General features: G+C 46.8%; 21 protein-coding genes. 12 read left to right on the plus strand and 9 right to left on the minus strand.

Features of this window, described 5'->3' with window-relative positions; translation table 11 throughout:
• Window positions 1-18: 18 nt before the first annotated feature.
• Window positions 19-1,107 carry a tRNA 2-thiouridine(34) synthase MnmA gene (gene mnmA, locus BMZ56_RS02710; protein ID WP_090623880.1) on the plus strand — a complete coding sequence of 363 codons (1,089 nt, stop codon included), beginning with the start codon at window positions 19-21 and terminating at the stop codon, window positions 1,105-1,107.
• A 90-nt stretch (window positions 1,108-1,197) separates the two neighbouring features.
• Here the strand turns inward: mnmA and gap are convergent, their stop codons facing one another.
• The 3 genes from gap to pfkA are packed head-to-tail and all read right to left on the minus strand — an operon-like array spanning window position 1,198 to window position 4,029.
• A complete protein-coding gene (gene gap / locus BMZ56_RS02715) occupies window positions 1,198-2,193 on the minus strand; it encodes a type I glyceraldehyde-3-phosphate dehydrogenase (RefSeq protein ID WP_090623882.1) in 996 nt (331 codons plus the stop codon).
• A gap of 7 nt (window positions 2,194-2,200) precedes the next feature.
• Window positions 2,201-3,049 carry a hypothetical protein gene (locus BMZ56_RS02720; protein WP_090623886.1) on the minus strand — a complete coding sequence of 283 codons (849 nt, stop codon included), beginning with the start codon at window positions 3,047-3,049 and terminating at the stop codon, window positions 2,201-2,203.
• Entirely contained in the window at window positions 3,046-4,029 is a 984-nt protein-coding gene (gene pfkA / locus BMZ56_RS02725; protein ID WP_090623890.1) for a 6-phosphofructokinase, read from the minus strand. The genes BMZ56_RS02720 and pfkA overlap by 4 nt, the downstream gene beginning before the upstream one ends.
• Window positions 4,030-4,278: 249 nt before the next feature.
• On the opposite strand from pfkA, the gene BMZ56_RS02730 reads away from it, so the two are divergent.
• The 8 genes from BMZ56_RS02730 to BMZ56_RS02765 all read left to right on the plus strand — a co-directional run bounded on the left by BMZ56_RS02730 (window position 4,279) and on the right by BMZ56_RS02765 (window position 13,819).
• On the plus strand, window positions 4,279-4,977 hold the full coding sequence (locus BMZ56_RS02730; protein ID WP_090624455.1) for an NUDIX hydrolase: 699 nt from the start codon (window positions 4,279-4,281) through the stop codon (window positions 4,975-4,977).
• A 227-nt stretch (window positions 4,978-5,204) separates the two neighbouring features.
• Window positions 5,205-5,798: a TetR/AcrR family transcriptional regulator gene (locus tag BMZ56_RS02735; RefSeq protein ID WP_090623894.1), complete on the plus strand. Its 594-nt coding sequence runs from the start codon at window positions 5,205-5,207 to the stop codon at window positions 5,796-5,798.
• A gap of 14 nt (window positions 5,799-5,812) precedes the next feature.
• Complete coding sequence (locus BMZ56_RS02740) at window positions 5,813-7,183, plus strand: TolC family protein (RefSeq protein ID WP_090623897.1); 1,371 nt, start codon at window positions 5,813-5,815, stop codon at window positions 7,181-7,183.
• A gap of 20 nt (window positions 7,184-7,203) precedes the next feature.
• Complete coding sequence (locus BMZ56_RS02745) at window positions 7,204-8,283, plus strand: efflux RND transporter periplasmic adaptor subunit (RefSeq protein ID WP_090623900.1); 1,080 nt, start codon at window positions 7,204-7,206, stop codon at window positions 8,281-8,283.
• Window positions 8,284-8,329: 46 nt separating this feature from the next.
• Window positions 8,330-11,500: an efflux RND transporter permease subunit gene (locus BMZ56_RS02750; RefSeq protein WP_090623903.1), complete on the plus strand. Its 3,171-nt coding sequence runs from the start codon at window positions 8,330-8,332 to the stop codon at window positions 11,498-11,500.
• Window positions 11,501-11,588: 88 nt separating this feature from the next.
• Entirely contained in the window at window positions 11,589-12,410 is an 822-nt protein-coding gene (locus BMZ56_RS02755; RefSeq protein WP_090623906.1) for a thymidylate synthase, read from the plus strand.
• A 10-nt stretch (window positions 12,411-12,420) separates the two neighbouring features.
• The gene (locus BMZ56_RS02760; RefSeq protein ID WP_090623909.1) at window positions 12,421-12,933 is read left to right on the plus strand and encodes a dihydrofolate reductase; all 513 of its coding nucleotides are present in this window, start codon (window positions 12,421-12,423) and stop codon (window positions 12,931-12,933) included.
• A complete protein-coding gene (locus tag BMZ56_RS02765; RefSeq protein WP_177195007.1) occupies window positions 12,902-13,819 on the plus strand; it encodes a mechanosensitive ion channel family protein in 918 nt (305 codons plus the stop codon). Before BMZ56_RS02760 ends, BMZ56_RS02765 begins: the two co-directional genes overlap by 32 nt.
• Here the strand turns inward: BMZ56_RS02765 and coaA are convergent.
• The 3 genes from coaA to BMZ56_RS02780 are packed head-to-tail and all read right to left on the minus strand — an operon-like array spanning window position 13,816 to window position 16,224.
• Window positions 13,816-14,772, minus strand: a complete 957-nt coding sequence (gene coaA, locus BMZ56_RS02770; protein WP_090623915.1) for a type I pantothenate kinase — start codon at window positions 14,770-14,772, stop codon at window positions 13,816-13,818. The two genes, BMZ56_RS02765 and coaA, sit on opposite strands and share 4 nt — an antisense overlap.
• Window positions 14,756-15,142: a methylglyoxal synthase gene (locus BMZ56_RS02775; protein ID WP_090623918.1), complete on the minus strand. Its 387-nt coding sequence runs from the start codon at window positions 15,140-15,142 to the stop codon at window positions 14,756-14,758. Before BMZ56_RS02775 ends, coaA begins: the two co-directional genes overlap by 17 nt.
• A 26-nt stretch (window positions 15,143-15,168) precedes the next feature.
• Window positions 15,169-16,224, minus strand: coding sequence for a patatin-like phospholipase family protein (locus BMZ56_RS02780; RefSeq protein ID WP_090623921.1), 1,056 nt, complete (start codon window positions 16,222-16,224; stop codon window positions 15,169-15,171).
• Between the two features lie 81 nt (window positions 16,225-16,305).
• On the opposite strand from BMZ56_RS02780, the gene purL reads away from it, so the two are divergent.
• The 3 genes from purL to BMZ56_RS02795 all read left to right on the plus strand — a co-directional run bounded on the left by purL (window position 16,306) and on the right by BMZ56_RS02795 (window position 21,358).
• Window positions 16,306-18,528 (plus strand): phosphoribosylformylglycinamidine synthase subunit PurL, encoded by a 2,223-nt coding sequence (gene purL / locus BMZ56_RS02785; RefSeq protein WP_090623924.1) that lies wholly within the window; start codon window positions 16,306-16,308, stop codon window positions 18,526-18,528.
• 297 nt (window positions 18,529-18,825) lie between these two features.
• Complete coding sequence (locus BMZ56_RS02790; protein ID WP_218146443.1) at window positions 18,826-20,163, plus strand: ammonium transporter; 1,338 nt, start codon at window positions 18,826-18,828, stop codon at window positions 20,161-20,163.
• A 169-nt stretch (window positions 20,164-20,332) separates the two neighbouring features.
• On the plus strand, window positions 20,333-21,358 hold the full coding sequence (locus tag BMZ56_RS02795) for a porin (RefSeq protein ID WP_090623927.1): 1,026 nt from the start codon (window positions 20,333-20,335) through the stop codon (window positions 21,356-21,358).
• A 100-nt stretch (window positions 21,359-21,458) separates the two neighbouring features.
• On the opposite strand, the gene BMZ56_RS02800 is transcribed toward BMZ56_RS02795, so the two are convergent.
• The 3 genes from BMZ56_RS02800 to BMZ56_RS02810 all read right to left on the minus strand — a co-directional run bounded on the left by BMZ56_RS02800 (window position 21,459) and on the right by BMZ56_RS02810 (window position 26,407).
• Window positions 21,459-21,941, minus strand: coding sequence for a YdeI/OmpD-associated family protein (locus BMZ56_RS02800; RefSeq protein ID WP_090623930.1), 483 nt, complete (start codon window positions 21,939-21,941; stop codon window positions 21,459-21,461).
• 76 nt (window positions 21,942-22,017) lie between these two features.
• A complete protein-coding gene (gene ggpS / locus BMZ56_RS02805) occupies window positions 22,018-24,255 on the minus strand; it encodes a glucosylglycerol-phosphate synthase (RefSeq protein WP_090623933.1) in 2,238 nt (745 codons plus the stop codon).
• 214 nt (window positions 24,256-24,469) lie between these two features.
• The gene (locus tag BMZ56_RS02810; protein ID WP_090623936.1) at window positions 24,470-26,407 is read right to left on the minus strand and encodes a KUP/HAK/KT family potassium transporter; all 1,938 of its coding nucleotides are present in this window, start codon (window positions 26,405-26,407) and stop codon (window positions 24,470-24,472) included.
• Window positions 26,408-26,501 lie beyond the last annotated feature (94 nt).

The following is a 26,501-nucleotide window of genomic DNA, read 5'->3' on the forward strand; positions in this document are numbered from 1 at the left end:
GCGTTTTTATACATAACGATGAGTAAAAGAGGAAGAGTATTGGTTGCCATGAGTGGGGGAGTGGACAGTTCGGTGGCGGCCGTGATGCTCCACGAACAGGGGTACGAAGTAATTGGGCTAACCATGAAAACCTGGGATTATGCTTCCTCGGGAGGTTCTTCCAAGGAGACAGGTTGTTGCAGCTTGGACAGCATTAATGATGCACGTGCACTGGCTGTATCGTATGGTTTTCCGCACTATATACTGGATATTCGCGGTGAATTCGGTGATTTTGTCATTGATAATTTTGTGGACGAGTATTTAGCGGGTCGGACCCCCAATCCGTGTGTACTCTGCAATACCCATATCAAGTGGGAGGCGCTTCTCAAGCGCGCGGATAAATTGGACTGCGAATTTATAGCCACAGGCCATTACGCCAATATTCGGCAACAGGAAAACGGCCGGTACGTCATTTCCAAAGGGAGAGATACGCACAAAGATCAATCGTATGTACTTTGGGGTGTATCGCAGGAAAATCTTGCGCGCACGCAATTTCCGCTGGGCAGTTTTACGAAAACCGAGATCCGCCAGATGGCTGCGGAGATGGGGCAACTGGAGCTCGCCAGCAAGTCGGAAAGCTATGAGATTTGTTTTGTTCCCGATAACGATTACCGCGCATTTCTCCGTCATCGCGTAGAAGACATTGACGACCGGATCGGGCCGGGTAATTTTGTGTTGGCCGACGGCACCGTGGTGGGGAAGCATCAGGGATATCCATATTATACGGTGGGTCAACGAAAGGGGCTAGGCATTGCGTTGGGACGCCCTATATTCGTCACGCAAATATTGCCTGAAAGCAATACGGTTGTACTGGGTGACGAACATGAACTACAACAACACGAGGCTTACGTAAAAAATGTAAACTTGATAAAGTATGCGTCCATTGCTCAGCCCCTGGAAGTGGTAACTAAAATCCGCTATAAAGATGCTGGCATGACCAGTACGATCGTGCAGGAAGGCAATCGGGTAAAGGTGGACTTCCACCATGCAGTGAAAGGAATTGCGCCGGGACAGTCAGCAGTGTTCTACGAGGAAGACGATTTGCTGGGGGGCGGCTTTTTGATGTAAGTGCCGACCGGTAGCAACGCAGAGACATAAAAAAGGCTCCGTACAATTACCGGAGCCTTTTTTGTTGATAATCTGTTTTGGCGGATACAGTTAAATTTTACCTGCCAATTCAACGAGGTCGACCAATTTGTTGGAGTAACCCCACTCGTTATCGTACCAAGATACAACTTTGACAAAATTGTCGTTAAGCGAGATTCCTGCCTTCGCGTCGAAGATCGAAGTACGTGCATCGCCCCGAAAGTCTTCCGACACGACATCGTCTTCGGTGTAACCAAGGATACCCTTCAACTCACCTTCGGAAGCATCTTTGAATGCTTGTTTGATTTCTTCATAGGTAGCCGGTTTTTCCAAGCGGGCAGTGAGATCCACAACCGATACGTCAGGTACGGGCACACGGAAGGACATGCCGGTTAGTTTACCTTTCAATTCGGGCAATACCAATCCAACAGCTTTTGCAGCTCCTGTGGAGGAAGGAATGATATTCTGGTAGGCGCCACGTCCGCCACGCCAATCTTTTACCGACGGGCCGTCAACGGTTTTTTGCGTAGCTGTTACCGCGTGGATGGTGCTCATCAATCCTTCAACGATACCGAATTTGTCGTTAAGCACTTTGGCAAGCGGAGCCAAACAGTTGGTCGTACACGATGCATTGGATACAATTGTCTGTTCGGACTTCAATTGCGTGTGATTTACACCCATCACAAACGTGGGTGTGTCATCTTTGGCAGGTGCAGACATGACAACCTTTTTGGCACCTGCATCAATGTGTTTTTGTGCAGTTTCCTTGGTCAGGAATAAGCCGGTAGACTCAATGATTACATCGGCACCTACTTCATCCCATTTGAGGTTTGCCGGATCTTTTTCGGCAGTTACACGGATGGTCTTGCCATTCACGACGAGGTTGCCATCTTTTGCCTCTACGGTGCCGTCAAATCGTCCGTGGGTAGAGTCGTATTTCAGCATGTATGCCATGTAATCAGGGTCTACTAGGTCGTTGATTCCAACAATTTCAACACCCGGGCGATTTACCGCTGCCCGGAATGCCAGACGGCCTATGCGGCCGAATCCATTGATTCCAATTTTCATTTTTATATTAATTTTTATTTAAATAGTACTTTAGTAAATTGTGTATCGGCTCCCGGATAACGGAACCAATTGAAATGCCGTACCCATCGGCTACATCTCGCAGCCATTCTTCATATCCGGCGGCTACGCTTCCCGTAAAGTTAACGGCCATATTTGGGTATTGTTTAGTTAATGGAAGCAGGTATGTTTCGATATATAGTTTAAAGCCGTAATAAATCATTCTTTTGATAAACCGGTGTTTATGGTTTTCCATGACAAAGTCGGCAAACGACGTCAGAAAGAGAGTCGGGTTGGCCTGGTTATATACCTTATCCAAGATGATTTTCCGGTCGAGGGGATAGCGCTCGACAAATCGTTCCTGCAGGTCGCTGGGCATGGTTTCATTCAGGAAGCTTTTCAGCAGCATTCGCCCAATCCAGTTAGCAGATCCTTCATCGGAAAGGATGTATCCAAGCCCAAAGTTGTTATCTGTCGTCCGTTTGCCATTGAAATAGGCTACATTGGAACCGCTGCCCAAAATGCCAATAAGCCCCTTTTCATCGCCTAAGGTAGCAAGTGCAGATGCTTTTACATCGTGATCTACCGTAACCTTAGCATAAATGAAAAATTGTTTTAACACTGTCGCAATCTTGTCTTTACGTTCTGGAGAAGAGGATCCTGCACCGAAAAAATAGATCCGTTTGATCTGTTCGGCGTAATTGATCAAGTTGTTGCTTTTGTTGAGCAGTTGGAGGATAAAGCGCTCGTCATGCAAATAAGGATTGATCCCCATCATCCGGAAACCAGTGACGATTTTTCTTTTATCGGCCAGTCGCCAATCCGAAAACCTTGAACCACTGAAAACCACTGCGATCATATCGACAACACATCCATCATTTCAAGCATGTCTTCACTTAGCTTGAATACCTTTTTATTTAACACTTCCTCAAGCGGAGTAGTTTTGATTTCATTACCGCGCAAGCCTACCATCACACGGGTTTCTCCTGCAAGGAGATGTCTTATGGCAGCGAAGCCAAGCCTGCTGGCCAGTACCCGGTCGAAGCTACTGGGCGATCCACCTCGCTGCAGATGCCCCAGAATGGTTACCTTTGTGTCATAAAAGTCAAACCGAGACTTCACCTCTTTAGCTACGTTGTAAGCGCCCCCGTTTTCTTCACCTTCGGCTACAATGACAATTGTAGATGACTTTTTACTTTTAGCGGCACTTTCCAGCTGGTTACAGAGGTTTGCGATGGCGGTTGACTTTTCGGGCAGCAGGATAGCTTCCGCTCCGCCCGCAATACCAGCATTCAGGGCGATGCAGCCTGAATCACGCCCCATTACTTCAACAAAAAACAACCGGTCGTGGGATGCTGCAGTATCCCGTATTTTGTCAATGGCTTCAATCACTGTATTTGTGGCTGTGTCATAACCCAACGTGAAATCCGAACCGTATAAATCATTGTCAATCGTACCGGGTATGCAGACGGTGGGAATGTTATGCTCTCGCGAAAGGACTTCAGCCCCCGTAAAGGTTCCGTCACCACCTATGGCAATCAACCCGTCGATGCCTGCCATCTTTAGGTTGTCGTAGGCTTGCTTTCGACCCTCAGGTGTACGGAATGCGTCACACCGTGCGGTTTTGAGAATGGTACCACCCAATTGGATGATGTTGCTCACCGATCGGCTATTCATTTCCTGAAAATCGGCATCGATCATCCCTTGGTAGCCATGGTAGATGCCTATTACTGATTTACCGGCGTGTAATGCCGTGCGCACGGCCGCCCGGATACAGGCATTCATGCCAGGTGCGTCGCCGCCCGAAGTAAATATTCCTACTTTTGATATGCTTTGCACTTTTCTAATAATCTTTTGTAAATTAGCAGCACGAATATAGTGTGTATTTGCTACACTATTAAATTTTTCACGATTTATTTTTCAACTTGAAGGGTTTAAAGTGAGCAAACTTAGATAAATTATTGATTTTTTTAATCATCTTTTTTTTGCATCAATGCGATCGCTTCGCTAAGTTCGCCGTTGATAAACAAACTTTTAAAGCGGGAATTTAACAAATTAAAATCAATTAGTAAACAAATAATCAGTACGTTGCAAGCAAATTTACCACATTTACAATCTACATTTACCACCGACTGCGTGATCTTCGGTTTTCATGAAGGTGAACTGAAGCTGCTGCTTATTGAGCGAAACGAATATCCATTCAAGGGATGGTGGGCACTTCCTGGTTTTTTTGTAGAACACAATGAGACCATTGATGATGCAGTAAAGCGCATTTTGTATGAACATACCGGATTGAGGGGAATCTACATGGAGCAACTGTATACGTTTGGTGATTTGAAGCGACATCCACAAGGACGTATTGTCACGGTAGCTTATTACGCCTTATTGCGATTGGACGACCTAAAGAGCCAGCCCGAACCGGTAACAGATTATGCCCGACAGGCGGTTTGGCACCCCCTAAACAATCTACCCGAATTGGCGTTTGACCATCGGCATATTATCGATAAGAGTATCTCCAAAGTACGGCGTAAAATAAGTTACAGTCCGATTGCTTTCGAATTACTACCTGAAAAGTTTACGCTTACCCAATTACAGCAACTGTATGAAGCGATATGGGGCCGGAAATTGGATAAGCGTAACTTTCGTAAGAAAATGCTTAATTATAATATTTTAAAGGAACTGCCTGAATTCCAACGGGGCGTTTCCTACCGTGCGGCACGGTTATATAAATTAGATAAGCGTAAATATGCTAAAGTATTCCAGAATGAACTGACATTTGCTCGGTAAGGATTTATAATCTTGCTCAAATCTCGTGTTCGAATTTCAATCTAAGCCTTGCCATAGGGTTGTCACTGGCAACATTTTTCTTTGCCTTTTACTAGGGTTTGTAAATATTGTGTCATAACGTGGCCGGATAATTGGTCTCCGACACATTTTTTTTGGTGAAATGCGATTGAACTTTTACTTTTGACCAATTTTTAAAAATAGTCAAATGGTAAAAAGGTAAAATCGGAATGGTGGATGATAAAAAAGATTTGATTATCGGTGCGGCATTGAAACGGTTTTCACGCTTCGGCATTGCGAAAACAACGATGAGTGAGGTTGCGGACGATTTAAAGCTGTCGAAGGCAAATTTGTATTACTATTTTCCGGATAAGTTTTCGTTAATAGAGGCGATTGTCTATCAGATCATTGAAGAAAGTGATGTAACGATTAATCATGCGTTAGAGACAATCACCGATACGCTCGGTTTATTGATTCGCATGTTAGATATAAAGAAAGAATATTTTGAAAAATATTACATGCTTATCCTCAATTTACAGGAGATGAATATAAGCGATGAAAAATGGGTACAGCTTTCAGAAAAGATGTTTCAACGGGAAGTGGGGACGATTTCAAAGATATTCAAAAAAGGAATTGACAACGGTGAGCTTGTAACATTTGACGTTACATCTACGTCTGAATTGTATGTTGCTATGGTACGAGGGCTTGCCATGTTCTGTGATCGTGCGACACCACACGCACTGTTAGACAGAGACGAAGTGAACCGCATTTTGGAAAAGCAAAAACAGGCCGCTGCTATTTTCATCAACGGCATCAAAAAATAACATTCAACGAACATATGAGTACATTTAAAATGAATATGCGACTGGCGATAGCAATACTATCCATAGGTTTATTGGGAAGTGGCACAGTTTCAGCCCAGGAAACCTTGACGCTTAAGGAGGCGCTCGAGTATGCATTGAATAATAGTGAAGTATTGAGTAAGGCGCGTCTTGAAATTGAGGGAGGAAGACATAAGGTTGCGGAAGTACGTGCGTCGGCACTTCCCCAAATAGACGCGACGAGCACATTGACGAATAACCTTTTGGTACAGCAGTTTGTACTTCCCGCTGAGGCTTTCGGCGGTACACCCGGTGAGTTCATAGCCATAAAAGCCGGTCAGACATGGAATGCAATGTCACAGGTACAGCTAAATCAACAGATATTCAATCAGCAGGTTTTTACTGGATTGAAGGCAGCAAAGAGTTCGGAAGAATTCTATCGGTTGTCTGCTGAGTTAGCCGAAGAAAATCTGATCCAGCAAGTTGCCACCAATTATTATCAGGTGATTATTACGCGTCAGCAAATGAGTGTTATTGACGCAAACATCGAACGGGTATCCCAACTGGAAAAAATGATCGGCAGCCAATTTGAGTTGGGATTGGCGAAAAAGATCGATCTCGATCGAGTTAAAGTTAATAAATCGAACTTGGCAGCCCAGCGTGAGCAATTGGAATATGCCGTTGTGCAACAAGAAAATTTATTGAAGTATTACATGGGAATGCCTGTCGGCCAACAAATTGTTATCCCCGATACCGAGGTTGACAAGTTGGAAAGTGAGGCAATATCCTTATTTGACGGCGGTACCGTTGATGTCGAAAAATTGCTAGATTTTCAACTGTTAAAAAAACAAGAAGATTTACTAGCACTGCAAAGGAAAGCCTATCAAGCTGAATTTTATCCCAACTTATCGATCGGCGGTAATTACGTTTATAATACCCAGAGCGATAAGCTGAACGTTTATTCTTCCAAGGCACTTAATTTTGATATGTCTGCTGTAACGTTAACGCTGAGAATTCCAATATTCGATGGTAACGCTCGCAGGTCAAGGGTGCGACAGGCGAACGTGGAGCTGAAAAAGGTACACGAAGATTTAAGAAGTACATCAAACGCATTGACAATGGCTTATGAAAATGCGAGGATTCAGATAAAAAACAGTTTGAATACCATTGAGTCTCAACGTGCGAATAAGGAATTTGCGGAAGAAGTATTTAACAGCACACAAAACAATTATCAAAATGGATTAGCTAGTCTCACCGATTTGTTAACTGCGGAAACAGACTTAGTAGCTGCTCAAAATAGTTATAACGAGGCGTTATTAAATTACAAAGTGGCGCAAATCGAACTCGTGAAATCAAACGGCCAAATTAAATCATTAGTAAACGAATAAATCATCATCAATTTATACAAATGAAACGAATCATCATTACCATCGTTGTCGTAATCGGGGTGTTGGCCCTCATCGGCTGGGTATTAAGTAAAAATAAGGCTGAAAATGAGGCGAAGACCGCTGTCGTAGCCCAGACGGGTGGAGCCATCGTTGTGAATGCCGCCAAGGTAAGCCGCCAGCCACTGGTGCTTGATTTTTCAGCCAACGGCAATTTTGCAGCAAATCAGGACCTGCTTCTTAAATCGGAGGTTAGTGGTCGCGTTACGCGTATTTTGGCGAAAGAAGGGGCCCGCGTGGGTAAGGGACAAGTATTGGCGTTGGTTGATCCCGAAATCATTAACCTTGATAAGCAGGCAGCAGAAGACGCTCTTCAGAAATTAAAAACGGATTACGAACGTTATAAAAGTTCCTTTGAAACAGGCGGCGTAACCCGCGCACAACTTGACGACATCGAGTTGCAACTCCGGAATGCGGAAATCCGATTACAACAGGCCAACCGCCGTGTACAGGATGCCAACATCAAATCGCCTATTAATGGTATCATCAATCGCCGTGACATCGAAGTAGGAGCTTACCTGTCGCAGGGGACCGAGCTTTTCGAAATCGTGGACTTATCGCAGTTAAAGTTAAAAATAACTGCCAATGAGACGCAGGTTGTCAACTTGAAGGTAGGCGACAAAGTAACCATCGTGAGCACGGTTTTTCCAGACAAAGAATTTAATGGTACAATCAGTTTTATCGCCGCAAAAGCCGATAATACACTGAACTATCCGGTAGAAATCACGGTGGATAACAGTGCTTCCTCCGAACTGAAAGCGGGGATGTATGCGACTGCACACTTCAAATTTCCCCAACAGAATCCGACAATCCTCATTCCTCGGGGCTCATTTGTGGGGGGAGTAAACAGCAATCAAGTATATGTACTTGAAGCTGACAGCATTGCCGCAATCCGTAAAGTGGTGGCCGGACGAATCTTTGGTGAGCAAGTGGAAATATTGCAGGGACTGGAAGAAGGTGAAACGGTGATTACCAGCGGACAGATCAACTTGGTTGACGGAGCCAAGGTACAGGCCCAGGTCGATTCTGCTGCCAATCGCTAATGGATAATGTCTCAAATCTGATGTCTAACATCTCATATCTCAAATCATGAAGATAGCAGAAATATCGATAAAACGCCCATCCATCGTCATCGTGGTATTTACCGTGCTGACCTTGCTGGGTATTATGAGCTACTTCTCGTTGAATTACGAGTTGCTCCCCAAATTCACTCCCAGTGTGGTATCCATTACCACAATCTATCCGGGGGCGTCGCCGAGTGAGGTGGAAAATACGGTGACCAAGAAAATAGAAGACGCGGTGGCTTCGCTGGAAAACATCAAGAAACTCGACGCAACTTCTTTCGAGAGTTTATCGTTGGTTATCATCGAGCTGAATAGCGGCACGGATGTAGACTATGCGCTCAACGATGCACAGCGAAAGGTAAACGCCATCCTGTCGGAATTGCCGGATGATGCCGAGGCCCCCTCTTTGGCCAAGTTTTCCATGGACGACCTGCCCATCGTATCGCTTGCTGCCACGGGCAATATGGATGCCGCCGCATTTTACGATCTGGTCGATAAACGTATCCAGCCGGTGCTTTCGCGGGTACCCGGTGTGGCTCAAGTAAATTTAATCGGTGGACAGGAACGTGAAATCCAGGTAAGTATTGATGCTTCCAAGTTGGAAGGGTATGGATTGTCTATTATGCAGGTGCAACAGGCAGTCCTTACGTCTAACCTCGACTTCCCCACAGGTAGTGTAAAGACCCAAAATCAGGACATCCTGGTTCGCCTGGCGGGTAAGTACAAATCGGTAGAGGAGTTGCGAAACTTGGTCATTGCAACGACCGAAACGGGCGCGCAGGTGCGAGTACGCGATGTAGCGGACGTGCAGGACACCCAAAAAGATGTTGAAAAGATTGCACGGGTGAACCAACAGAGCGCGTTGCTGCTCCAGGTATTGAAACAGTCGGATGCCAACGCCGTGGAAGTGAGCCGGGGTACGCAGGAAATCATCACGCAATTGATGAAGACCTATGAGAAGGAGGGACTTAAGATCGAGATTGCGAATGACAGTTCCACCTATACGCTCGAGTCGGCCGACTCCGTCATCCACGACTTGTTCCTGGCAGTAATTCTCGTGGCCGTGGTGATGCTTTTCTTCCTGCACAGCCTTCGGAATGCGGTGATCGTTATGGTGGCTATCCCTGCATCGCTGATTGCGACCTTCATTGGAATTAATCTCTTTGGATACACACTGAACCTGATGTCACTTCTAGGTTTGTCGCTGGTGGTAGGTATTTTGGTGGACGATGCGATTGTGGTAATTGAGAATATTTATCGCCACATGGAGATGGGCAAGAATAAGGTGCGGGCTTCTTACGATGCGGCGAAGGAAATCGGATTTACGGTTATTTCCATAACGATGGTTATCGTAGTTGTGTTCCTTCCCATTGCAATCAGTACCGGTATGGTTTCCGACATCCTCCGCGAGTTCTGTGTGGTGGTCGTGATTGCCACGTTGCTCAGTTTGGTGGCTTCATTTACCATTGTACCATTGCTTACCTCGCGTTTCGGGAAACTAGAACGTGTGTCGGACAAGAATATTTTCGGGCGGTTTGTTCTTTGGTTCGAAAACCAACTGCACCGGTTTACCCGCTGGGTTACCGAGGTGTTGAAATGGGCGCTTGATCACAAATTCATCACACTGGCAACCGTGACCGTCTTGCTGTTTGCTTCGTTTGGATTGGTTGCCGGTGGTTACATCGGAGGGGAATTCTTCGCACAGGGCGACCGTGGCGAGTTCTTGGTTCAGGTGGAGATGCCCAAAGATGCTTCCATTGAACAGACCAACCAAATGACTCGGAAGGCAGAACAGTATATCAGTTCCAAGCCGGAAGTAGTATCGCTGATCACTACAGTGGGGCAATCTAACGATGGGTTCGTGGGAACCCAGGCAACCGCTTATAAATCGGAGATTACGGTGAAGCTTGTTGGACGGGAAGGTCGTGAAGATCCGAGCAACGTTTATGCAGCAAAGTTGAAACGGGAACTGGAAAAGGAACTAGTGGGAGCAAAGGTCAAGACTGTGCCGATCAGTATCGTAGGTTTTGCCGAGCAGGCACCGTTGGAAATGGTAGTCATCGGCTCTGATCTGGACAGCGTATTAACCTATGCAGAAGCCATATTGGACCGCGTGCGCAAGATTCCGGGTACTTCGGAAGCCAAACTTTCCGTGGAAGGTGGTACACCGGAAATTACCGTAGAGGTTGACCGCGATAAGATGGCTGCGCTGGGCCTGAACCTACAAACGGTAGGTGGTGTCATGCAGACTGCATTTAATGGTAATACCGACGGTAAATTCCGTTCGGGTGAATACGAATATGATATTAATATCCGCTTTGACGATTACGACCGTAAAAATGTGGACGACGTGCGGAACCTGCAATTTACGAATAGCATGGGCCAATTGGTCCGGTTGTCGCAGTTTGCTTCCATACGCGAGGGTTCCGGTCCGAGTCAGCTGGAGCGGAGAGACAAGAGCACGTCTGTGAAAGTACAATCCCAGGTTGTCGGCCGTCCGGTGAGTGCGATTGCTGCAGATCTGGAGAGCCAGCTTTCCGAGATTCCAACACCGAGCGGTGTAAGCTACGTTTGGAGTGGCGATATGGAACAACAGTCGGAAGGGTTTGGTACCTTGGGGATTGCATTGCTGGCATCGGTGTTGCTGGTATACTTCATCATGGTGGCCTTATACGATAGCTTCGTGTATCCCTTTGTGGTGATGTTCTCTATTCCACTGTCTATCATCGGAGCGTTGCTCGCATTAGCGTTGAGCAATAATACGCTGAACATATTCACCATACTCGGTTTGATTATGTTGATCGGTTTGGTAGCGAAAAACGCCATTATTTTGGTTGATTTTACCAACCACCTCAAGTCGGAAGGCAAATCTACCCGGGAGGCCTTGATTCTGGCTAACCATGCGCGGCTACGCCCGATCCTCATGACCACGATTGCCATGGTGTTCGGGATGTTCCCCATTGCCATCGCAACCGGTCCCAGTGCGGAGTGGAAAAATGGTCTCGCGTGGGTAATCATCGGTGGGTTGCTGAGCTCGCTTTTCCTTACGCTCATCGTTGTTCCGGTGATTTACCAGATCATGGATAGCATCCTGCACCGCTTGGGGCTTGATAAAAAAGGCCGACCCATTGAGGAGTTGATGGTGGAGGACTATGTGCATAAAGAAGTCAAGGAATACGAAGAGGAGGCCGTTTAATGGCCAAGCCAAAAAAGTCCCGGGTGTTTCATCCGGGACTTTTTCTTTGTGGTAAATCTCTGTATCTTTACCGCAAAAAAGGGTTACCATGAAGCAATACCTCGATTTGATGCGTCACGTGTACGAAAACGGAACAGATAAACAGGATCGCACGGGCACGGGGACACGCAGTCTTTTCGGCTACCAAATGCGGTTTGACCTGAAAGCGGGATTTCCGCTGGTAACGACGAAAAAGGTACATCTGCGATCCATCATCCACGAGTTGATCTGGTTTCTCAGGGGCGATACCAATATCCAGTACCTAACGGAAAACGGCGTGAGCATCTGGGATGAATGGGCAGACGACGCAGGAAATCTTGGTCCCGTCTATGGTTCGCAATGGCGCTCGTGGCCTACACCCGATGGAGGGCACATCGATCAGATCCAGAAAGTAATTCAGCAATTAAAAACCAATCCCGATTCGCGCCGTATTATTGTTTCGGCGTGGAATGTAGCGGAGATCGAAAACATGGCATTGCCTCCCTGCCATGCTTTTTTTCAATTTTACGTGGCACCTGCTGATCCCGCAAGGGGGCTACTAAAGCCGCAACTTTCGTGTCAGCTGTATCAGCGCAGTGCGGATATTTTCTTGGGCGTGCCGTTCAACATCGCGTCTTATGCGCTACTTACGATGATGGTAGCTCAGGTGTGCGATATGGAGGTCGCAGATTTTGTTCATACATTCGGGGATGCCCATCTGTACAGTAATCATTTCGATCAGGTGGAATTGCAGCTGAGTCGCGAGCCCAAGCCGCTGCCCACGATGACCCTCAATCCCTCGGTCACCGATATTTTTGCATTCCGATTCGAAGATTTTGAGTTGACCCATTACGAATTCCATCCACATATCAAAGCGCCCGTAGCTGTTTAAATCGTCGAGTATGGATAAACCCTTTGTATCTGCCATCGTAGCGGCTGCCGAAAACAATGCGATCGGAAAAGACAACAAGCTCCTTTGGCACCTGCCAAACGATCTTCGCTATTTTAAACGGACTACTTCCGGGCATGCCGTTATCATGGGCCGTAAGACCTACGAATCGGTAGGCATGCCACTACCTAACCGGCGAAATCTGGTGGTCACCCGTCAGGAGGATTATACGTTAGAAGATGCGCAGGTAGTTCATTCGCTCGAGGCCGCATTGGCACATTGTACCAACGAAAAGGAAGTGTTTATTGTGGGGGGAGCCGAGATTTACCGGCTGGCTTTGCCACTTACCGATCGTGTATACCTCACCCGAGTACACGCAAACTTTCCTGGAGATACTTATTTTCCCGATTTGGACGAACACGACTGGGTGTTAGTTTCGGAGGATAAGCATGATCCGGATGAGCGACATGCGTATGGTTATACCTTCGAGGTATATGAACGAAGAAATTATGACACACGTGTCTGATAACATGCGAAGGGACGCCTTAAGGAGCAGACTGGTTTTTGTCTTAAAGGTGGTAATTTGGGTCTTGATTACCTATTCGTTTACAACGGATACAGGTTTATATGCAAGTTATCCGGGTTTAAGGCAGGTTGCCTATGGTATGAATACATTTTTGACGGGAAGTGTTGTCATTTCCATTGGCCAATTCATGTTCATTTCCCTGTATAGAAGACAAAATAAAAAGAACAATCGGGTGCGTGGAAACTACATATTGGGAATTACTCAAATAGCCACGCTGCTGAATGTGATATTTCTCGTATTAGGATTGATGCTGGTTTTTGGTATCAATCCAAAAGAATTTTTAACGAGCATTACCATCGTTGCCATGGCCATCGCCCTGTTGTTCAGAGAATACATTACCAATTTGATCAGCGGGTTGCTGATTATGTTTTCGGATCAATTTACCATTGGAGACACGGTACGGATCGGTGAGCACCAAGGTAAGATTATGGATATCACATTCGCGAATATCATGGTGAAAAATGATGACGACGACGTCGTGCTGATACCGAATAATAATGCGTTTACCGTCAACATCATCAATCAATCGTTGCAGAATTCAAAAAAGCTTACCGTGGATTTTGAGTTGCCGTTGGCACATTCATATCATCAGGATGTGCTGGAAAGAGATCTGGTTTCAGTGTTGGAGAAATATGCAGCGGATATTGTACAAGGGAGTTTTCAGCTTAAGGTAGTAGGGGTGGGCAAAGATTTTGTGCATTATAAGTTTCAGCTTACCACGACAAAAAAGGACACCGGTTTGCGAAGGAAGCTCCGTAACGATCTTTACCTGAAGGTGATTGCCTACGATTCGGCGCAAGCCGCCGCTGCGAAGCAGCAAAACTAGACCTTCCTGATTTTTATGCTTTTGACGAAGTGATGGCTGCCTTTTTCAAGAATCAGATCGGCACGGAAACGTGTCGGCAAAATATTCTTTAGCAGATTCGGTTTGTTGATTTCATTCCAGATACGTGTTGCCACCGTGGTACTTTGCTTCTCGCTGAGATCTGCGTAGCGATGGAAGTATGATGCGGTGTTTTGGAAAGCGGTTTGTCGCAACCATTGAAACCGCTGGGTATACCATTCTACCAGGTTTTCGGGGTCGGCATCCACGTAAATCGAATAGTCGAAAAAGTCCGAAACAAACACCCGTGGGCCGCGGTGTTTACCCTTTACATTCACCTGAAGTACGTTAATCCCTTCCACGATCAACACATCGGGCTGTTCCACCCACTGCAGCTCGTCGGGTACGACGTCATAAACTAAGTGCGAATACACCGGAGCGGACACGTGTTCCTTACCGGATTTGATATCGGAAAGAAATCCCAGCAAGCGCTTGGTATCGTAACTTTCTGGAAACCCTTTGCGGTTGAGTATTCCCTTTGCCTCCAGGTACCGGTTGGGATGAAGGAATCCATCTGTCGTGACGAGGTCTACTTTTGGGTTACCGGGTGAGAGTGAAAGTACCTTCTGGAGTACCCGTGCCGTGGTACTTTTGCCGGCAGCCACACTGCCCGCGATGCCGATGATAAAAGGCAGGCGTTTAGTATGGTTGTTAAAAAAAGCGCTGGCGCTTTTATGGAGCTGTCTGTACGTGTCGATGTGAATTTGCAACAGATGACTCAGTGGGAAGTAGACATCCTCGATTTCCTGCATGGTCAGCGGTTCGTTGAGTGCTTTCAATTTTTGGATGTCCGCATCCGCGATAACATATGACGGATGGCCGTTAAGCGCTTTCCATTCGTTCCGTGAAATGTGCCGAAAGGGGGAATACATCGTTCCGTTATCGGTTTTGTTCATACAGTAACCCTTTTAAGATCAGTTCTCCAGTAGCCGGGTTAGTCGCCAACGGTACGTTATAAACATCACAAACACGCATAAGCATTTGAATATCGGGTTCATGTGCGTGCTTTCCCAACGGATCGCGGAAGAATATAATGGCATCTACCCGTCCTTCTGCTGCCAATGCGGCAATTTGGGCATCACCACCTTTGGGACCGCTGAGTTTTAGCTCAACCTCCAGTCCGGTTTTACGGATGTATGATCCCGTTGTGCCGGTAGCAACAAGTTTGGCTGTGCGCAGTCGCTCGATATGATCTTTTACGAATCCGACCATTTCGGGTTTTTTGCCATCGTGGGCGATTAACGCAATTGTTTTTTGTTCAACCATTTGATTTTAGATTATTGATCGTTTCGCTATCCTTTAGCCGATAAAAATCGCCAAGGACCTTTCGATTGCGAATTTTCCTGTTCTTTCACCAAGTATTCCACCAGTTGATTAATCAGTTCGTTATTCTCACTCACCATCCGGTCGCCCAGCGCGACCAATTTCTGTATATTGCTATGACTTGCCGCATCTAGCTCTTCATTGATGCTATGGAGGCTGCTGGGTTCAATGCGAATATAATGTTTCTCCTTTCCGACGGATTTGTATAATTGTTGCAAAAAGAAATCACTGCTTTCGGCAGCACCGCTCATCATGATGTCAATCAAGGCAGGACCGATGGATACGGCACGGCTTTTTTTGAAATGCTCATAGTCATAGGCTTTGCGCGATCGCCCGGTGCCCAGCGAAAGGATAGAAATGTCGTTGATTTTAGTTTCATTGAATGCTCTTGTAACCTCTACCAGCGCGCTCATAGACGGGTTAGGTGCAAATACACCGCCATCGAGAAGGGGGTAGCGTGTGCCGCTCATTGAATAAATCTCGGCCACACTGAAATAGGTGGGAGCGGCGGAAGTAGCCCGGCAAACATCACGCAAATAGAAATCACGCGGATCGCCACGCAGGATCGCCGCTTGCTGCCGGAAGAAGTGCGTTTTCCGAAGTTCAATGTTATAGGCCGTAACGATACAAGGTTTAAGCAACTGACTCAACTTGGTTTCCCCGAAATAGCTTTTCAATACATATTCCAAAGTTGTGCTGGGATAACGTTCGCTAAGTAGACCGAATTTGCTGATCAAGCGCCTGAAAAAGCCGGCTTTAAAAATGTCGCTGCCATGGGTAACGTAGATATCTAACGCTTCTTTCGCTGTAAATCGGGGACGCGGTGGGTTTTGGTCATCCGGGCAAAGCAACAAACACGTAAGAATCCCTCCGGTACTAGTTCCGGCGAAAAAATCAAAATAGTCAACGATGGCAGCATCGGGGTTTCCGCTTACGCGTTTCAGTCTCCGTTCCAAAGCCGCTAATAGCATACCGGGGATGATTCCGCGGATGCCGCCGCCGTCTATTGAAAGGATTTTCTTCATCAGCTAATGCTTTGGCGGTAAAAATAGGTTTTTTATACTTATTTTTGCATGACTTACAACACTCATAATTAAGACTGCATTTTGAAGACACAGGAATTGACCACCGTAGACACCGCAACCGAGTTGGGTTTATTGCCCGAAGAATTTGAACGTATAACCGAAATATTGGGCAGAACGCCCAATTTTACCGAATTGTCTATCTTTTCGGTGATGTGGAGTGAGCACTGCTCATACAAGAATTCCATCGTTTGGCTGAAGACCTTGCCCAAAGATGGCCCGCATATGCTTGCGAAAGCAGGTGAGGAAAATGCAGGACTGGTCGATATTGGCGACGGCCTGGGCTGTGCATTCAAGATTGAGTCACACAATCACCCGTCGGCACTGGAGCCGTACCAAGGCGCTGCAACCGGTGTTGGCGGTATCAATCGTGATATTTTTACCATGGGCGCACGTCCTATTGCCCAGCTCAATTCCCTGCGTTTTGGGGATATCAATCATCCCCGCACGCAATGGCTGATAAAAGGAGTGGTAAAGGGTATCGGTGATTATGGCAATGCATTTGGTATTCCGACGGTGGGTGGTGAAGTGTTTTTTGACGAATGCTATCAGGTGAATCCATTGGTAAACGCTATGTCGGCAGGCATTGTCAAAGCCGGAGAGACCGTTTCGGCTACTTCTTACGGTGTGGGAAACCCTGTATATATTGTGGGATCTGCCACGGGCAAGGATGGCATACATGGTGCGGCGTTTGCCTCGAAAGATATTACCGAGGATTCGGTAAACGATTTGCCTGCGGTGCAGGTAGGCGATCCCTTTCAGGAGAAACTGCTGCTGGAGGCAACGTTGGAGGTGATCAAGACAGGAGCGGTCATCGGCATGCAGGATATGGGGGCTGCAGGCATTATCTGCTCCAATTCGGAGATGTCTGCTAAAGGGGAACATGGTATGCGCATCGATCTGGATAAGGTACCCACCCGGCAGGCAAATATGAAACCTTATGAGATTTTGTTGTCGGAATCGCAGGAACGTATGCTGATTGTCGTGCAAAAGGGCAGAGAAGCTGACGTCGAAGCCGTATTTGACAAATGGGACCTGAACTGTGCGATCATCGGCGAAGTGACGGATACCCGGCGTCTTGAATATTACATGCATGGTGAGCTGGTAGCCGATGTGCCGGCGGATGATCTGGTGTTGGGCGGCGGAGCACCGGTGTACCACCGCGAATACAAGGAACCGGCCTATTTTGCTGAATATCAAAAATTCCAAATAGCGGACGTGGCCGAACCCGAGGATTTGCGGGAGGTGGCGCAACATTTGCTTTCGCATCCAAATATTGCTTCCAAACGGTGGGTAACGAACCAATACGATTCAATGGTAGGTACGGCTAACGCGACAACCAACCGGCCTGCGGATGCGGCAGTGGTAGCTGTAAAGGGAACGAACAAGGCTATTGTGCTGACGGTAGACTGCAATTCGCGATATGTGAACGCCGATCCGCATAAGGGGTGTGCCATTGCCGTGGCCGAAGCGGCACGTAACATTACCTGTGCTGGTGGCGAGCCTTCGGCGATTACCAACTGCCTTAATTTTGGTAATCCCTATATCCCCGAAGTTTACTGGCAGTTTGTGAATGCCATCAAGGGGATGGGAGAGGCTTGCCTTAAATTTCAAACTCCGGTAACAGGGGGTAACGTAAGCTTCTACAATCAATCGCCCGATGGAGGATCTGTGTTTCCAACACCTACCATCGGTATGTTGGGAGTGCTGTCTGATGTGTCAGATCTGATGACGCTTGATTTCAAAGAAGAGGGAGATTATATTTACCTAATAGGCGAGTCCCGTGATGATATTGCTTCTTCTCAATACCTCGCTTCATATCATAAGGTGAAAGCCTCTCCGGCGCCTTATTTTGATTTGGATGAGGAGTATGCTACGCATCAGGTGATTAAGCACCTCATACGTGCGAAGCTAATTGCCTCAGCACATGATGTGGCGGATGGCGGACTTTATGTTGCGTTAGCCGAATCGGCGATGGCGGGCAATTTAGGGTTTGCCATCGATACCGATAGTGAGATACGGAAAGACGCGTTTCTATTTGGTGAAGCCCAAGGGCGAATTGTGGTTTCTGTCAAACCCGATGCGCAGGAAGCCTTTGTAGAAATGTTAGCCGCAAGCGGCACGGAGTTTTCATTGCTAGGTGCCGTTACCAAAAATGGTTTTGTGGTGGATGAAGAGCTTTATGATACTGTGGGGCATGCTAAACAGGTATACGATGATGTTTTTCATGGTATTTTAGGCGAATAAACGAACTTATTTATTTTATTGAGCCCGATATTTTAAATATCGGGCTTTTTTGTTGCTTATTTTTTGAGTTTTTGGTTTTTTTAATCGTTTATTGTTATTTTTAAGTATATGTTTTTAATAAAGGATCGGTTTTATTTTATTATAGATGTATAAAAATGTAGTTTTATCAAAAAAACTGGTTATATTTAAAAATATATCAACAAAAAAATTGTTTTAATGAAATATTTATACATATTTGCATTTATGTTTATGTTAATTATAACTTTTAACCGTATTTATAACTAATTTTTTGAACTTATGGAGTTATTTACTGTAAATTTTTCCTGTTTGGCTGATGTTTTCAGTACAGGTATGGCTTTTCCGCTCTTGTCGGTGATGACACAGGAGGCGGCTGCGGAAAGTACATCCATTACGGATGTCTTATTGACCGCAAACAACATATGGATGATGCTTGCGGCGGCACTGGTGTTTATTATGCATCTGGGCTTTGCCAGTGTCGAGGCTGGGTTTACACAGTCAAAAAACACAGTCAATATCTTATTTAAGAATACATTGACGCCGGTACTCGGTATAGTGACCTATGCGCTGGCCGGTTTTTCACTGATGTACCCCGGCGATTTCAACGGGTTTCTGGGTTTTGGAATAGAAAGTTGGGATATCATTTGGTTAAATCCCGGTGCGGCCGATGTGAGTGCGGGTTATGCGGATGGCGGTTACACGTTTTGGACGGATTTTGTGTTTCAAGCTATGTTTGCCGCTACAGCTGCCACCATTGTGTCAGGTGCTGTCGCTGAACGGATCAAGTTAAGTGCCTATTTAACCTTTACACTGATTTATGTGGGTATTGTATATCCGATCATCGGCAGCTGGAAATGGGGCGGCGGCTTCCTGGATGAACTGGGTTTCGTTGATTTTGCAGGGTCAACACTGGTACACTCTGTAGGCGGTTGGGGTGCGTTGATCGGCATTTGGTTATTGGGACCGCGTATTGGTAAATATGATAATGGAACAACCAGTGAAATTGCTGGACATTCCGTTCCATTAGCCACCATCGGCGTATTTCTGCTATGGTTGGGCTGGTTCGGATTCAATGGAGGCTCTGTGCTTTCTGCCAATCCTGGATTGGTTTCATTAGTGTTAACCACTACCACATTAGGCGCTTGCGGAGGTGCTATTGGTGGACACTTTACCAGTATGTTTGCCATGAAGCGGATTGACTTTGGGATGGTATTGAATGGCGTGCTGGCCGGTTTGGTTGGGATTACTGCCAGTGCTGACATCATCACACCATTGGAAGCTTTAATTATTGGTGGTATTGCAGGTATCCTTGTCGTATTCTCCGTAATGCTGTTAGACAAGCTTAAGCTGGATGACTGCGTGGGTGCGGTTTCGGTACACTTAGTTTGTGGTATTTGGGGAACATTGGCGACAGGGATTTTCGGAGAAGGTGCCTCTTTTATGCCACAGCTTTACGGTGTACTTGCGTGCGGGGCTGCTGCTGCCCTCGGTGCCTTTGTTATTTTCGGAATCCTCAAAGTTACTATTGGTCTACGCGTCAGTGCCGAAACAGAGAAACACGGTTTGGATAGCCATGAACACGGTATTCGCGGATATACCATTTTGGTTGAAGATTAACAGAAGATAATTATAGTAGCATCTCTTGGTTTTATTTCTTTGAATTAAAGGATTTTGAGGATAACGTATTGTACCAGATTACGTTATCCATCAAAATCCAAAGGTTTCACCGCTTCTTAAGATGGGTTGGATACTTATACATAAGAAGCAAGCAAAAATTACTACAAATATGAAAAAATTTTTTATCGCAGGGATTATCTTATTATCTGGATTTCTAGTGTCAGCACAGGACGAATCGTTGACGATCTCGGGGTCTGTAGATGCTTATTACAAATACGACTTTTCGGGGTATAAAAGTGAAGATGGCTTGGGTAATATCCCCACCTCGTTTGCCAACGAACAAAACTCTGTTTCGCTAGGTATGGTGAATGTCATATTGGGAAGGACGGTTGGCAAAGCATCGTTCGTAGGCGACGTGTCTTTCGGTCCACGTGGGCAGTATCAGTCATTACTTAATGGAGGAGATGGTAATTCATTTCACATCCAGAACCTCTATATGAGTTATGCTTTCACAGAGCAGTTCTCCATGACCGCGGGTTTCATGGGTACGTTTGTCGGATACGAGGTTATTTCACCCACTGCAAATTTTAATTACTCCACTTCTTACCTGTTTTCGGCAGGACCGTTCCAAAATGCAGGCATCAAAGCACAGTACGCATTCTCGGACAAAGTATCATTGATGGTGGGATTGTTCAACGATTGGAACGCCTATCAGGATTTTGACGGTGTATCCGACTTTGGTGCCCAGCTGACCGTATCACCTGTGGATGGCTGGAATGCTTATATCAACTTCCTGACCGGAAGTACCGGTACCATCATCGACCTTACGACTGCCTATCAGATTACCGATGCGTTTAACGTAGGATTGAATGCTGCCGACTTTTCCGATTCCGGTGATTCCAATGGTGGATATTCCGGAGGAGCACTTTACGTCCAATACGGATTTTCGGATGCATTTGCTTTGGGTGCAAGGGGGGAGTATTACAAAGAGAAAGAAGACGGCTGGGCGTTCGTTCCCAACGGTGAGTCTGTGGTAGGTTTGACCTTGTCCGCTAATGTAAAAGCAGGTCCGTTGACAATGATTCCTGAATTCCGGTTAGATAATGGTTCCACTGAGATGTTCTACAAGAACATGGAAATGGACCCAACAAAAAGTGCTTCACAATTCTCGTTGGCACTGATATACGCGTTCTAGTTTTTTAGAAATCTAGCAGAAGATAGAAGATTCAGCAGACACGTGAATCAGAGGTTGTCTCGCATAAGGGGCAGCCTCTTTTATTTTGTAGGCGGGGATTTCAAGGTGCTTTCCGTCCGACAAATGGACCTTTGCCCAACAGGAAATCGATTGCTTTGGCAATATTTCGGTCGATGCTGGCTTCGGTTTTCAGGAAAGAGATATATCGAATGATCTCTCTCTGCAGCGAGGGTGTCAATGTGTCAAATTTGTCCTTTGCCTGTTTGTTTTGTTCCAAAGCCGCGAGCAATTTAGGGTGTAGGTATATGGAACGATCGCTGGAATCGAAAGCGACCATTACTTCAAGCACTTCGCCAATGCGTTTTGGTGAATTTTTCAGCATGCGGGTATTTACATACAGTCGCCAGGCTCCCTGATACCTAATGAGTGTTTGTTGAAACTCCACGCCATTGATGCTCCCCTTGATGGGAATGGGGCCTTTGGTTTTTCCCGCCGCTGAAGTAAGTGCATCCAGTACATTTTCAGGCACGGGTACGAACGGATTGATTCCGATGATTTCCAATTGGGCGGTGAAGCTAAACATAACGATGTCCTAAAACAAAAGACGAATATATGAAATAGATTTTGTGCTGTTGTGATGTATGTGCACCTACAAAGCGCTATTTCTGGGTCGCCTTTTCGAGTCCCTCCAGAAAATCCTGCCCCCACCGCCGCACGTCGTAGTGTTTGACAATCTCAAACATGCGTTTAATCCGAAGTGATCGTTCCGTTGCGTCGAGGCTTAGCGCCGATAACAGACTATCTTTGAGGTCCTTGCTGTCGTACGGATTGGTACGTATGGCGTAGGGCAACTCGACGGATGCTCCGGCAAATTCGGAGATCACCAGTGCGCCAAAAGGCTTTTCCTGCAATCCCTGTACGGCAATATATTCCTTGGCTACGAGGTTGAGACCATCGCGAAGCGGGGTAATCCAGGCCACGTCCGAAACCGCATAATAAGAGACCACCTCTTCAAACGGAACGGAGCGGAAGAAAAAGCGGATCGGAGTCCATTCAAGTGTGGAATACCGGCCGTTAATTCTTCCCACAGCCTGTTCAAGCTCATGCTGGATGCGGTCGTACACCTTCATTCCCTGGGAAGGTGGCGTGCAGATATTGATCAATTCAATCTGGCCGTGGTATTCGGGGTGTTCATCGAGGAACTCGCCGAACGCCTCGATTTTTTCCAACGGGCCCTTGACGTAATCCAGACGTTCAACCGATAGGATAATGTGTTTTCCGTTGGTTCGCTTGCGTAAAAGCTCAATACGCGACTGCGTGTCTGACTGATCGAGGATACGCTGGATGTTCTGCATATTGACGCCGACAGGTTGCGCCCCCAACCGGATGGTCCGGTCGCCCACCTCGATGAGCTTGGTCATCTTATCAATACCCAATGCGCAACTGTAAGTCAGGAATTGCTTGGCGGCGTTGACGCGACGCAATATATTGACCGGCGCATGGCTCTTGACCACATCGACAAAGTTTTCGACATACCGCGGAATATGAAAGCTGATGAAATCGCATTGCAGCAGACTTCCGATGATGTCGCGCCGCCAAGGAATGATATTAAAGATATCAGCCGGAGGGAATGCCGTATGATGGAAAAAGCCGATCTTCAGATCGGGGCGGCGCTGCCGTAAAAATGCCGGAACCATCCAAAGGTTGTATTCATGTATCCAGACCAGCGCATTGGGCTCGGCTTCATCAGCTACCCGATTGGCAAACAATTCATTGATGCGTAGGTAATGTGCCCAATGTGTATGGTCAAATTTTGCCTTATTGATAAAAGAGAAAATGGTAGGCCAGAAGGCTTCCTTGGAAAACACGCGATAGAATAGATCAATATCCTTCTTGGGCAACGGGATGATGGACGCCCGGAGATTGGGGTATCGTTCACTATCGATGGGCGGATTCAGGACGGGATGATCCCCCAGTAATCCCAACGCTTCCTCACCAATCCATATGCCCGGCCTGCCATTGGAAAAGAAACCGAGCAACGAAGGGATGATCCCATTCGGGCTACGGGGTGGAATGCGCTTGGGATGACCGTCTTCCATCTCGATATCAAAAGGGAGACGGTGGTATACCATCAGCAGTTGTTTGCTGTCGGCCGAGTGAATCGTTGGTTCTGTATGGTCGCTGTGATAATGCCGGAAGGTTTCGAAATGAGCCATCGCTTCCAGGATTCCGCCGGCTCCCGGTTCGGTTGCAGCATAAACGTGGGGCCATTGCTGTACGGCATCCAGCAATCGCGGCTCCGAGTCACCCACGGCGACGCCGCGGTATCCGGTTTCGAATAGTGCGTAATCATTGTATGTGTCGCCCGCCACAAGTACTTCGTCTTCCGGGATACCTAAATGTGTAATCAGCTTACTCAGCGTTGTGCCTTTATTGACTGCTTTCGGAAGGATATCGAGGTATTTGCCGGCGGAGGTCAGTACATCGCAGCGCAATGCAGAAGCTAATTGCTCGACTTCCGCAATGTCCGTTTTTTCATCGTAATAGAACGAACAACGCCGTTGCTGGGGTACTTCCTGGAGCGATAGCCCCCGTACCGCAGCTAGTTGCTTCCGGATTACAAATTGACCGGGCCATTGCCGTTCGATTCCGGATTGGATCGAAGCAACGGGCATTAACGTACTGCCGTCTACGACCGTTGCTCCCACATCGGCAATGATGTAATCCGGGGTGGGTACCAGTGGATCGTGCAGCAGTGGAAGTACGGTTTCGATACCCCGCCCTGTCACGAATACCAGGTCGATATCCGGGTGGTTCCGAATTAGTTGATAAAGAGTTTGTCTTTTTTCTGTGGTTCCTCCGAGAAAGGTTCCGTCGAGATCTGTAGCTAATAACATCCTTATTTTTCTTGTGAGGGTATACAATAGCAAATGCCACTGATCACAGCCTATGCCTATCAAACAAAAAAATGGGAGATTAATGTTTTTGCAGGTGACCCAATACCTGCCCCTTTATTCGATGTTCAGTGATTCTGATGCCAAAGGGTTTTCAGAAAGAAAGCTTGGTATGAGCTTCAATGGCTGGCAAATATACGAATTTTTCTCGAATTTCCTACGTAATGCGCTTCAGATTGATCGCCAACGGCGTAGAATCCAGGATCAACGGTACCCGTTCGACGGTGACGAAGCTGGAATCCAATCCAAACCCGCGCTCTTCCGACAAGCTGAACTTTCGCAGGAAACGATATACGTCCAGTACAATGCGTTCCATGAATTTCAATGTGTTGGTTTTCATAATCACCTTTTCCAGCACGACGAACCGGAAGTCTCCGTCGATGTCGTGCTTTCGCAACGTATCATAATTACTCTTGATACTGACTTCGCCGTTTTTAACGAGGTCTTCAACTACTTTACGGAACAGCAAGCTGATCCGCTGCTCATCGCGGAATCCGAGGCGGAAATCAATGCGCACCAGCTTGCCTGGGATGAGTTGTTTTACTTTGTATTCGCCTGTATAGGGGTGGTCGGTTACGTCAACGTGTACCAGCCAATAGATGTCTGCGCGTTTTGGTTTCTTACGCAGGATTGAATAGATAATTTTTTCCTCGATTTCGGACTCGAAGTTAGCGCTGGTCAGGTACACCAGTTGTGAAGCATACAACGGTACGGATTTGTCAGTTGCCAGTTCTGCGAGCAGCTCGTAATAATCAGTTATCTCGACGAAGCGTGTATACCTATTCTTGATTTTCCTGGCCCACCACCAGCAGAGCATGACAGTAAAAAGCAGTCCGGTGATGAGTAGCGTAAGCCACCCGCCATGGGAAAACTTGGTGGCGTTTCCGATGAAGAAGACCGATTCGATGAATAGGTAAAAGAGCAGGAATAAGATGCACAGGTACAAAGGGATGTGCCGGTTCCGCAAATAGACCGTCATCAATACCGTGGTTACCAAAAAGCTGATGTTGATGGCCAGTCCATAAGCGGCCTCCATCCGGGCCGATTCCTGAAAAATGAGGATGATGAACACGCAACCCACCAGCAATATCCAGTTGGCAGAGGGCACATAGAGCTGTCCCTTCAGCATGTTGGGATGAATGATCTTGACTTTTGGCCAAAGATTGAGCCGAACGGCTTCGGAAACAAGTGTAAATGCACCGGAAATCATTGCCTGGCTGGCGATGATTGCCGCTGCCGTGGCTATCGAAATGCCAAATGGCAGAAACCATCCCGGCATACCCATGAAGAACGGATTCCCACCCTTGAGTGGGACACCCTCATGCGCTAGCAGCCAGGCACCCTGTCCAAAGTAGCAGAGCAATAAGCAGGTCTTTACGAATATCCAGGAAACACGGATGTTCTGTAACCCGCAATGGCCCAAGTCCGAATACAGCGCTTCCGCACCAGTGGTGCAGAGAAAAACCGCACCGATAATCAGCAGGGCATCCGGATGCTGTATGAGCGTCACCACCGCGTAATGCGGACTAAGTGCCCAAAATATCTGCGGAACGTCCACGATATGCCCCACACCGACAACCGCCATCATCGAAAACCAGATAAACATGATGGGACCGAAAAGCCTTCCCACGACGGCGGTACCAAAACGCTGTACAAGAAACAGTACCATTACAATGAATAGCACAATCGGCACGGTTTGTAAATGCGGATAGAATATATCAAGCCCTTCTATGGCAGACGAGATCGTAATAGCTGGTGTGATCATTCCATCGGCAAGTAAGGATGCCCCGCCCAGCATTGCCGGAAACACGACCCATTTACCATGCTTGCGTACCAACGAGTAGAGCGAGAGAATCCCTCCTTCGCCCTTATTGTCTGCACGGAGCGTGATGATGACATATTTTAACGTGGTTTGCAGCGTAAGTGTCCAAAAGATACAGGACAATCCCCCGTATACCAAATCCCGATCTACAGCGTCCTGTCCGATGATTGCCTTAAAGACATATAGGGGCGACGTGCCGATGTCTCCAAAGATAATCCCTAATGCCACCATTAACCCGGCTAAGGTAAGTGGCTGTTTTGAATGAGTCTTCATATGCAATGAATTGCGGAGGCAAACTTAGGAGTTAATTGATTGAAAAAAAAATCGCTGGAAAAATTGCCGTTTTTAACTCGAATTTGTTATTTTT

It is taken from the genome of Parapedobacter indicus (assembly GCF_900113765.1).
Classification (GTDB): Bacteria; Bacteroidota; Bacteroidia; order Sphingobacteriales; family Sphingobacteriaceae; genus Parapedobacter; species Parapedobacter indicus.